Source organism: Corallococcus llansteffanensis, from assembly GCF_003612055.1.
GTDB classification, from domain to species: Bacteria; Myxococcota; Myxococcia; order Myxococcales; family Myxococcaceae; genus Corallococcus; species Corallococcus llansteffanensis.
Genome location: NZ_RAWB01000396.1, coordinates 1 through 9,360 on the forward strand (window position 1 = coordinate 1; position 9,360 = coordinate 9,360).

General features: G+C 71.5%; 8 protein-coding genes. 4 read left to right on the forward strand and 4 right to left on the reverse strand.

The genetic code is table 11. The features are described from left to right. Positions 1 to 144: 144 nt before the first annotated feature. The 3 genes from D7V93_RS29555 to D7V93_RS29565 all read left to right on the forward strand — a co-directional run bounded on the left by D7V93_RS29555 (position 145) and on the right by D7V93_RS29565 (position 2,853). Complete coding sequence (locus D7V93_RS29555; RefSeq protein ID WP_120646569.1) at positions 145 to 606, forward strand: PTS sugar transporter subunit IIA; 462 nt, start codon at positions 145 to 147, stop codon at positions 604 to 606. Positions 607 to 630: 24 nt separating this feature from the next. Continuing rightward, positions 631 to 1,476 carry a hypothetical protein gene (locus tag D7V93_RS29560; protein WP_120646570.1) on the forward strand — a complete coding sequence of 282 codons (846 nt, stop codon included), beginning with the start codon at positions 631 to 633 and terminating at the stop codon, positions 1,474 to 1,476. Between the two features lie 225 nt (positions 1,477 to 1,701). After that, positions 1,702 to 2,853: an alpha/beta hydrolase family protein gene (locus tag D7V93_RS29565; protein WP_120646571.1), complete on the forward strand. Its 1,152-nt coding sequence runs from the start codon at positions 1,702 to 1,704 to the stop codon at positions 2,851 to 2,853. On the opposite strand, the gene dtd is transcribed toward D7V93_RS29565, so the two are convergent. The 4 genes from dtd to D7V93_RS29585 form a co-directional block, all read right to left on the reverse strand. Beyond that, positions 2,850 to 3,311, reverse strand: a complete 462-nt coding sequence (gene dtd, locus D7V93_RS29570; protein ID WP_120646572.1) for a D-aminoacyl-tRNA deacylase — start codon at positions 3,309 to 3,311, stop codon at positions 2,850 to 2,852. The genes D7V93_RS29565 and dtd overlap by 4 nt on opposite strands. A gap of 53 nt (positions 3,312 to 3,364) precedes the next feature. Next, positions 3,365 to 4,201, reverse strand: a complete 837-nt coding sequence (locus D7V93_RS29575; protein ID WP_120646573.1) for an ABC transporter permease — start codon at positions 4,199 to 4,201, stop codon at positions 3,365 to 3,367. Then, positions 4,198 to 5,112, reverse strand: coding sequence for an ABC transporter permease (locus D7V93_RS29580; protein WP_120646574.1), 915 nt, complete (start codon positions 5,110 to 5,112; stop codon positions 4,198 to 4,200). Before D7V93_RS29580 ends, D7V93_RS29575 begins: the two co-directional genes overlap by 4 nt. Before the next feature lie 335 nt (positions 5,113 to 5,447). Beyond that, on the reverse strand, positions 5,448 to 7,013 hold the full coding sequence (locus D7V93_RS29585) for an ABC transporter substrate-binding protein (protein WP_244237587.1): 1,566 nt from the start codon (positions 7,011 to 7,013) through the stop codon (positions 5,448 to 5,450). A 166-nt stretch (positions 7,014 to 7,179) separates the two neighbouring features. Here D7V93_RS29585 and dacB point away from each other — a divergent pair. Then, the coding region (dacB, locus tag D7V93_RS29590) for a D-alanyl-D-alanine carboxypeptidase/D-alanyl-D-alanine endopeptidase (RefSeq protein ID WP_120646576.1) at positions 7,180 to 9,360 on the forward strand (2,181 nt) is incomplete at its 3' end.

A 9,360-nucleotide genomic window follows, 5' to 3' on the forward strand; every position in this document is an offset into this window, starting at 1 on the left:
GTGGCAGGGGGGGACCCGGGGGGCTGACGCGCAGTGAGCGAAGCGCTTTGCACCACCCAGGCGACCCTTGCGCGAATCCAGTGCGAGGAGTAATTGCCGGCCGAGGAATCATTGCCGGCCCGGAGCGCCAGTGCGGGAGCGCCATTGAGAATCGCCGATTTCCTCAGCCCTCAAGCAGTCGTCGCGGACATGCAGGCCCGCACGAAGGCGGAAGTGCTGCGCGAGCTGAGTGCCACGCTGGCGCGGGCGCACCCGAGCTTGCGCGAGGAGCGGCTGGTGGCGGTGCTCCAGGAGCGCGAGAAGCTGGGCAGCACCGGCATTGGCGAGGGCGTGGCCATCCCCCACGGCAAGCTGGCGGGCATGGACAGCCTCCAGGCGGCCTTCTGCGTGTCGCGCGCGGGGGTGGACTTCGAGGCCATCGACGGCAAGCCCACGCACCTGTTCTTCGCCCTGGTGGCGCCGGAGAACAGCGCGGGCGTGCACCTGAAGGCGCTGGCGCGCATCTCGCGCCTCTTCAAGAACCCGCGCTTCCGGGCGGCCATCCTGGAGGCCCCCACGTCGTCGGACATCCACGCCCTCATCGTCCAGGAAGACGCGCGGCCCTGACGGCCGGCCCGGAAGGACGCCCCCATGGACGTCGTCCTGCGTCCCATCAACGACCGCTTCTTCCATGAGCTGGTGCTGCCCTTCTTCGCGCGCGCCATGGGGGATGCCTCCGGGGCGCTGGAGGCGCTGGCGAACCACCTGGGGGACGCGCAGTCCTTCACCCTCTGCCAGCGGTTGGCCAACTCGGCGCTGCCGGGGGGCGTGGGCTCGGTGGACTCGGACGGGTGGATGGACCTGGTGGACCGGCTCGTGTTCCAGCCCTGGCGCGAGGCGCCCGGCGGCTGGGAGGTGGGCGGGGCGCACGGCGGCTACGCGGACGAGTGGGACGAGGCGCTCAACCTGGCGCTGATGGTGGAGGACCCGGCCTACCCGTACTGGGACGCCAAGGCGGCGCGGGCGGTGCGGGACGGCTTCCGGCTGAGGCCCCCGGGCGAGCAGGGGCTGGCGTCGCTCCTGGCCGGGCAGTGGGACCCCTTCCCGGACTTCCCGCCGGACCGCGTCTTCATCACGCAGGGCCGGGGCGAGTACGCGGTCCGCGAGCGCTTCGCTTTCGCGGACTGGGCCTGGCGGCCGGCGCGCACGGTGGTGCACTGGCAGGTGAACCTGCCGCGCAAGCTGGAGCGGCTGCTCGCGCGGGAGCAGGAGCGCATGAAGCTGCCCGTGCTCCCGGAGCGCGACGAGGTGCTGGGGTACTGGTCGGGCCGCGTGGCCCAGCCGCCGCCGCTCTCCGTGCTCTTCTCCGGCCTGGGGCCGAACGCGGCCACGTGGATCCGCGAGCTGGGCGCGCTCACCCTGCACCTGCGCACGGCGGCGCAGACGAAGCAGGGGTTGGCGGCGCTCGTGACGCGAGGCACCACCGTCCGGTTGTGACGGCCCCCGTCGCCTTCGAGGACGCCGCGCTGCGCGGAGGCCGATTTCTCGGCCCGGGCGGCGACGCCTGACAGGAGCCCCGGAGGAAGGCCGAGGTCGGCCGATGCAGGCTGTCCCACCGTCTCCGGCGCTTCCGCGCCTTCCCGTGAAGTCGGTTCCCGGCGATGCTCCGGCCTCCACGACGCCTGTCATGGGGCGGCCCCTCGCCCTTCACGGATCCAGCCCATGCTCCGCCTCTTGCGACGTCCCTCCCAGGTTGGCCCCGCTTCGCTCCGCCGGCTGACGGGCGTGTGCCTCGTCTCCGCGTCGCTGCTGGCGGGAGGCTGTGCCTCCTCGAAGAAGGCGGCGGAGACCGCGCCGCCGGCTGAAGCTCCGCGCACGGACCTCGCGTCGCTCTACGGGAGGGACGCGGCCTATGCCGTGGGCATCACCCAGTCGCTGACCTTCGAGGATCCGGTCCGCCACCGCACGCTGAAGCCGCTGGTCTGGTACCCGGTGGCGCCCGGCACGCCGATGGACAACCGCGCGCCCTCCGAGGTGTTCAAGCCGTTCTTCGGCGCGAAGGACGCGCCGCTGTCGGATGCCCGGGCGCGCTGGCCGCTGGTGCTGCTGTCGCACGGCAGCGGGGGCTCGGGCATCGATCTGTCATGGTTCGGCGCGCACCTCGCGGCGCACGGCTTCATCGTCGTGTCGGTGAACCATCCGGGCAACACGTACCAGGACACGAGCCCCATGGGCTTCGCGCGGGCGTGGGAGCGGCCGAAGGACTTCACGGTCATCCTCGACCACCTCTTGAAGGACCCGACGTGGGGCCCGCGCGTGGATCCGGAGCGCGTCGGCGCGTCGGGGTACTCCATGGGCGGCTACACGGCGCTCGCGCTGGTGGGGCTGCGGCTCAACCTGGAGTGGATCGAGAAGCGCTGCACGACGCCCGGCACCCGAGAGGAGATTGGCTGCGAGAGCCTGCGCGACGTGGATTACCGCCGCATCGACTTCAAGGAGTCGCGCGCGTCGTACCGGGATCCGCGCGTGAGGTCGGCCCTCGCGATGGCGCCGGGCATGGCCGCCTCCTTCGAAGCCCAGGACACGGCGGACATCCACCAGGAGGTGGGGCTCATCCTCGCCAAGGGCGACGAGCTGATGCCCCACGAGCAGCACGGCCTGCACCTGTCCGGCCTGCTGCCTCCGGCGACCACGAGGACGGTGGTGCTGGACGACGCGGGCCACTTCACCTTCCTGCCCGAGTGCCAGCCCAAGGGCTTCGAGGTCATCGCCATGCTGTGCCAGGACGGCGTCCCCGGGACACGCGCGGCGTCGCAGGCGCGGACGAAGATGGAAGGCGTGGAGTTCTTCCGGCGCACGCTGGACGTGCGCTAGGCCGGAGCGCCGGGCTTCGGTGGGCTCTCCAGCAGGATGGTGACGGGCCCGTCGTTGACGAGCGCGACCTTCATGTCCGCGGCGAAGATGCCGGTGCCCACGGTGAGGCCGCGCTGGCGCAGCGCTTCGCATGCGCGCTCGTAGAGGGCCTTGGCCGCCACGGGCTCCATCGCGTCGATGAAGCTGGGCCGGCGGCCCTTGCGCGCGTCGCCGTAGAGCGTGAACTGGCTGACGACGATGAGGTGCTTGGAGGTGTCCTCCAGCGACAGGTTCATCTTCCCGTCGGCGTCCTCGAAGATGCGCAGCGTGGCCAGCTTCTCCACCATCCACGCGAGGTCCGCGTCGGTGTCGCCCTTGCCCACGCCCAGGAGCACGAGCAGCCCCGGGCCCATCTCGCTCACGCGCTGGCCGTCCACCGTCACCGACGCTTCCAGTACCCGCTGCACCACGGCCTTCATGTCTTCGTCACCTCCGTGAAGGCTTCCTGCCAGGGACGCCCGGAGCCTTCAAGTCAGCGTCCCTCATGGCGCGGATCCAGCGCGTCGCGCAGCGCATCACCCAACAGGTTGAAGCCCAGCACGGTGAGGGCCAGCGCGATGCCGGGGAAGAGGGCCACGTGCGGTGCCACCAGGAGGTATTGCGTCCCCTGGTCCACCAGCGCGCCCCAGGACGGCGTGCCCGGGGGGACGCCCAGCCCCAGGAAGCTCAGGGACGCCTCCGCGACGATGGCCCCCGGCAGCGCGAACGTCGCCTGCACGAGCAGCGGCCCGGCGGCGTTGGGCAGCACGTGGCGCACGAGGATGCGGCCGGGGCCACTGCCCAGGGCGCGGGCGGCCTGCACGTAGTCGCGCTCGCGCAGCGTGAGCACCTGGCCGCGCGTCAGCCGCGCGTAGCCCGTCCATCCCGTGAAGGAGAGGGCGAAGACGACGTTGCTGAGGCTGGGCCCCAGCACGGCGGTGATGAACAGCGCCAGCAGGATGCCGGGGAAGGCGAGCAGCACGTCCACCAGTCGCATCAGCCCTTCATCCACCAGCCCCCCGGCGTACCCCGCGATGCCGCCCAGCGTGATGCCCAGCGCGGCCGACAGCAGGACGGCGAAGAAGGACACCACCAGCGACACGCGCGCGCCGTACAGCACGTGGGTGAGCACGTCGATGCCGTTCTCCGCCGTGCCCAGCAGGTGCCCGGGGCCCGGGCGCGACAGCTCGCGCGTGAGGTCGATGGCGTCCGGCGAATGCGGACTGAGCCATGGAGCAAAAAGCGCGGTGAACACCCATATACACGCTACGGCGAGCCCGAACCGGGCCCCCCAGGAGTGCAGCCGGAAGCGGTGGGCGCCCCCGCTCATGAGCGCCTCCGCACGCGAGGGTCCACCCACGCATAGGCCGCGTCGGTGAGCGTGTTCACCAGCACGTAGCAGAAGGTGAAGAGCAGCACCGTTGCGCGCACGGTGTTGTAGTCGCGCTTCTCGATGGCGGTGAGCAGCAGCGTGCCCATGCCCGGCCACGCGAACACCTTCTCCGTCACGATGGCTCCACCCAAGAGTGCGCCGAACTCCAGGCCCAGCACCGTCACCAGCGGCAAGAGCGCGTTGCGGAAGGCGTGCTTCCACAGCACCGCGCGCGGGGACAGGCCCTTGGCGCGGGCCACGGTGACGTAGTCCTCGCGCAGCGCCTCCAACATCGTCGCGCGCGTCATCCGGGCGAGGAACGCGGCCAGCGCGGTGCCCAGCGTGAACGCCGGCAGCACGAGGTGCCGCCACGACTCCGCGCCCGACACCGGCAGCCAGTCCAGCTTCAGCGCGAAGACGATGATGAGCACCGGGCCCAGCCAGAAGCGAGGCAGGGCGACGCCCGCCACCGACACACCCATCGCCGCCGCGTCCACCGGTGTGCCTCGCCGCGCCGCCGCCATCACCCCCAGTGGCAGCGCCAGTAGCAGCGACACCGCCATCGCCGCCACCGTGAGCAGCAGCGTGTACGGCAGCGCCGCGCCCAGGGCCGGCAGCACCTTGCGCTGGAACGGAGGCAGCGACGTGCGCAGCTCCCCCGTGCCCAGGTCCCGCGCGAAGGTCCAGAGCTGCGCGTACCAGGGCAGGTCCAACCCCACGGCCCGCCGCAGCGCCGCCCGGTCCACCTGCGTCGCCTGTTCGCCCAGCATCACGTCCACCGGATCTCCGGGCACGAGGTGCAGGAACAGCGACACCAGCAGCAGCGCCCCGACGAGCGCGATGAGCGCCGATACAACGCGGCTCCTCACGGTGCTCTCCCTGTATCGGCCGTGGGCGTCACTTCAGGCGTGATGCGCAGGAGCAAAGCCACCAGAGGCGCCCCTCCCTGCGCGATGAGCGTCGACATCCCACGGCTCCTCACGGTGCCCTCCCGGTATCGGCAGTGGGCGTCACTTCAGGCGTGATGCGCAGGAGCAAAGCCACCAGAGGCACCCCTCCCTGCGCGATGAGCGTCGACATCCCACGGCTCCTCACGGTGCCCTCCCGGTATCGGCAGTGGGCGTCACTTCAGGCGTGATGCGCAGGAGCAAAGCCACCAGAGGCGCCCCCACCAGCGCGCTACGCGCCGACATCCCACGGCTCCTCACGGCGCCCTCCCGATTTCCCGCGCCTTCGCCAGCGGCGTGAGCAGGCCGTGCGCGCTGGGGACGAAGTCCGCGAGCCGTGAGGACACCACGGCCACGCTGGCCTCGTGCCAGAGGGGAATCACGGGGAGCTGCGCATCCAGCTCCTCCTGGGCCCTCGCATACAGAGCGCGCCGCTCCTCGCGGGGAGCCTGCGTCGCCGCGTCCAGCACGCGGTCCAGGGCCGGGTCCTTCAGCGCGCCCCGGTTGAAGCCGCCCCAGTGGTTCTCCGGCCCGGGGATGTTCCCGGAGTGGAACGCGCCGCGCAGCAGGTCCGGCTCCATCACGGCGGCCCACTTCAGCGTGAACAGCTCGAAGCGGCCCTTACGCACGTCCTCGAAGAAGGTGCCGAACTCCAGCGCGCGCACCTCGATGGCCACGCCGCCCTGCGCGAGCTGCTCCTTGAGCACCAGCGCCACCGCGCGCCGGAAGCGGTCCGTGCTCGTCTTGAAGGTGAAGGTCAGTCGGGGCTGGCCCCCGGGCCCATCCGGATCCGGATACCCCGCCGCGTCCAGCAGCCGCGCGGCCTCCTCCGGCGAGTATCCGCACGCGGGCGTGGCCGTGAACGCCCAGTGCTCGCGGGGCAGCATGCTGGAGGCGGGCTCGGCCAGCCCGTGCAGCTTGTGCTCCACCAGCGGGCGCACGTCGATGAGGTGGCACAGCGCCTGCCGCACGCGCACGTCCGCGAGCGGCCCCTCGCGCAGGTTGAGGCCCACGTAGGTGAAGCCCGTGCCCGGCTTCGTCACCACGCGCAGGTGGGGCGCCTCCCGGAGCGTGGGCAGCACCGCCGGGGACACGGCGTTCACCACCAGGTCCGCCCGGCCCTTGAGCAGCTCCAGCACCCGCGTCGTCTCATCCCGCACCACGCGGAACGTCAGCCGTGAGAGCGCGGGCGTCCCGCCGTGCCAACCCGGGAAGGGAACGAGCGTCAGGTGCTCCTCGTCCGGCCAGGACTCGAAGCGGAAGGGGCCCGCGCCCACCGGGTGCGTCGCCTGGGCCTCGATGCCTTCGGGGCCCGCGCGCTCCGAGGGGAGGATGGCCGCGGAGAGCTCCGCGAGCAGCGGCGCATAGGGGCGCTTCAGGTGGAAGCGCACCGTGCGGGCGTCCACCACCTCCACCCGCTCCAGCGGCTCGTACCGCTCCCGCTTGGGGCTGCCCAGCTTCGGATCCCTCAGGCTGTCGTAGGTGGCCTTCACGTCCTCGGCGGTGAGGGCGGTGCCGTCGTGGAAGGTGAGCCCCGGGCGCAGGATGAACTCCACCACGGTGGGGGACACGTCGTGGAAGGACTCCGCCAGCTGGGGCACGGGTGCGCTGGCGTCGTCGAAGGTGAGCAGCCCCGGACTGATGAGCTGCGCCAGCCGCTGTCCATGGGCCGTGAGGGCGAAGCGATCGTCCAGGGTGTCCGGTGGGGCCTCCAACAACACCGTGATGCCGGCGGGAGGCGCTTTTTCGCGGCAGCCGGCGTAGAGCATCAGGGCCAGCGCGGCGGAGAGCACCCGGACGGCGCGGAAGGGGAGGGGAGGCATGGCTTCTGTCACGGGCGGATGTCAGGCGGAGCCTCCATGCTGCGCCAGCATCCTCTCTGTTTCCAGGAAGCAGGCAGGCGGGCAATGCCCACGGGCATCCACCCCCCGCCCTTGCCGCCCCTTTCATCCCTTCCGCATAATGGAACGCGATTTCCCCGGAGCGTGCGTGCAGGTTTTTCGAGCCAGACCCTTCTGGGCAGCGACCGCCATTGCCTTGTGGCTTCCGTCCGCCACCCTTGCCGCGTCGCCGTCCACTGACAAAAAGGCTGAACGCGAGGCGCTGAAGAACGCCCTCGTGCAGGTCATGCAGCGCACCGCGCTCAAGAGCAGCCGCGTCGGCGTGCACATGCAGAGTCTGGATGACGGCACGGTGGTGTTCAGCCACAACGCGGACGAGCTGCTCAACCCCGCCTCCAACGTGAAGCTCGTCACGTCCTCCGCGGCGCTCGTCGCGCTGGGGCCGGAGTACCGCTACGAGACGGAGTTCCTCGTCGAGCCGGAGCTGCCCCCGGACGGCAAGGTCAAGACGCTCTACGTGCGCGGCAAGGGCGACCCCACCATCACCACCGAGCGCCTGTACGGCATCACCTCCGAGCTGCTCCACGCGGGCCTGAAAGAGGTGCAGGACATCGTCGTGGACGACTCCTGGTTCGATCCCGAGCGCACCCCGCCCGGCTATGACCAGGAGGACTCCGACCGCGCGTACATGGCGCCCACCGGCGCGGTGAGCCTCAACTGGAACGCGGTGGCCGTCTACGTGCGCTCCGGTCCCGGCGGCAAGGCCGTGGTGGACATGGAGCCCCCCAGCGACTTCTTCGTCGTGGACAACACCGTCACCAGCGGCCCCGGCCGCGCGCGGCGCGTGTCCGTGAAGTCCGACGCGTTCGGGGACCGGCAGAAGATCGTCGTGAAGGGCCAGGTGCCCGACGAGCGCGGCGCGGTGAGCGTCTGGAAGAAGATCGACAGCCCGCCCCTGTACTTCGGCGGCACGCTCAAGCAGCTGCTCGTCTCGCGCGGCGTGAAGGTGAAGGGCAAGGTGAAGCAGGGCCTGACGCCGTCGCGCGCCCGCGCGGTGCACGTGTCCCAGTCCGACACGTTCGACATCGTCCTCAAGCGCCTCAACAAGCTGTCCAGCAACTTCGTCGCGGAGACGCTGCTCAAGACCATGGGCGCGGAGCTGCGCGGCGCGCCGGGCTCGTTCGCCAAGGGCATCGACGTGGTGGAGGAGTTCCTCGAGCGCGATGTGGCCATCCCGCGCGGCACCTACGTGATGAAGAACGGCAGCGGCCTCAACGACGCCAACCGCTTCTCCACCGCGCAGATGGACCGCCTGCTGCGCCACATGTACGAGCGCTTCCCGCTGGCCCCGGAGTACCTGTCCTCGCTGGGCATCGCCGGCAAGGACGGCACGCTCAAGTACCGCTTCGACGGCACGGACGCCGTGGGCCGGCTGCGCGCCAAGACGGGCACCCTGGAGGGCGTCTCCGCGCTCAGCGGCTACGTGCAGTCCGCGGGCGGGGAGAAGTTCTCCTTCTCCATCATGGTCAACGACTACGCGGGCCGCGCCGGCCCCGTCGTCGCGGGCATGGACGCCCTGGGCGCGGCGGTGGCCGCCACCGGCTCCACCCTGGGGCCTGGCACCGCGGTGGCCGCCCTCTCCGACGGCTCCAAGGCCGTCGCGGGCGCCACGGGCGACGTCGCCAACCGCATCAAGACCTATCTGGAACTGGGCAAGCAGCGCGATCAACGCAACATCGGCTTCCTGCGCACCGCGTGGCGCAGCGAGCGCGACCCCGCCGTGCGCGCCGTGCTCGCGGAGAGCCTCTACCAGTCCAACCCGCACGACTACCTGGGCACGCGCACGCTGCTGGACAGCTACTCCGCGGGCGACGACGTCTACGGGCGGCTGCGCCAGGTGGCCCACACGCTGTCGGTGGGCGTGCCCGGCGTCAGCTCCATGGTGGAGCTGGCCGCGGGCGGCAACACGGAGGCCATGGCCCGCGTGATGGAGCTGTGCCGCGCGTCCGCCACCTCCGGCGACGTGGACGCCCAGGGCGAGATGGCCAGCGGCCTGGGGGAGGTCGCCCGCACGGCGCCCCAGGAGCTGGTGACCACCCTGCGCACCTCCAGCCCCGCGGAGCGCGACGCCGCCACCACCCTGCTGGCCATGGGGCTGGTGCGGGGCGGCGACACGGAGCACCCCTTCTGGAAGGCGCTGCGCAAGCTGGGCACCACGGGCACCGACCCCCAGGTCGTCAGCTTCGCCAAGGGCCTGGACACCACCCTCACCACCAAGTCCGCCGAGGCCCGCGCCCAGAAGGCCCAGCCCGTCCAGGTGGTCGCCCCC

Bases quoted from the DNA above. Each gene is read 5' to 3' on its own strand.
- D7V93_RS29565 (WP_120646571.1), top strand. From the start codon at position 1,702: ATGCTCCGCCTCTTGCGACGTCCCTCCCAGGTTGGCCCCGCTTCGCTC.
- D7V93_RS29585 (WP_244237587.1), bottom strand. From the start codon at position 7,013: ATGCCTCCCCTCCCCTTCCGCGCCGTCCGGGTGCTCTCCGCCGCGCTG.
- D7V93_RS29560 (WP_120646570.1), top strand. From the start codon at position 631: ATGGACGTCGTCCTGCGTCCCATCAACGACCGCTTCTTCCATGAGCTG.
- dtd (WP_120646572.1), bottom strand. From the start codon at position 3,311: ATGAAGGCCGTGGTGCAGCGGGTACTGGAAGCGTCGGTGACGGTGGAC.
- D7V93_RS29575 (WP_120646573.1), bottom strand. From the start codon at position 4,201: ATGAGCGGGGGCGCCCACCGCTTCCGGCTGCACTCCTGGGGGGCCCGG.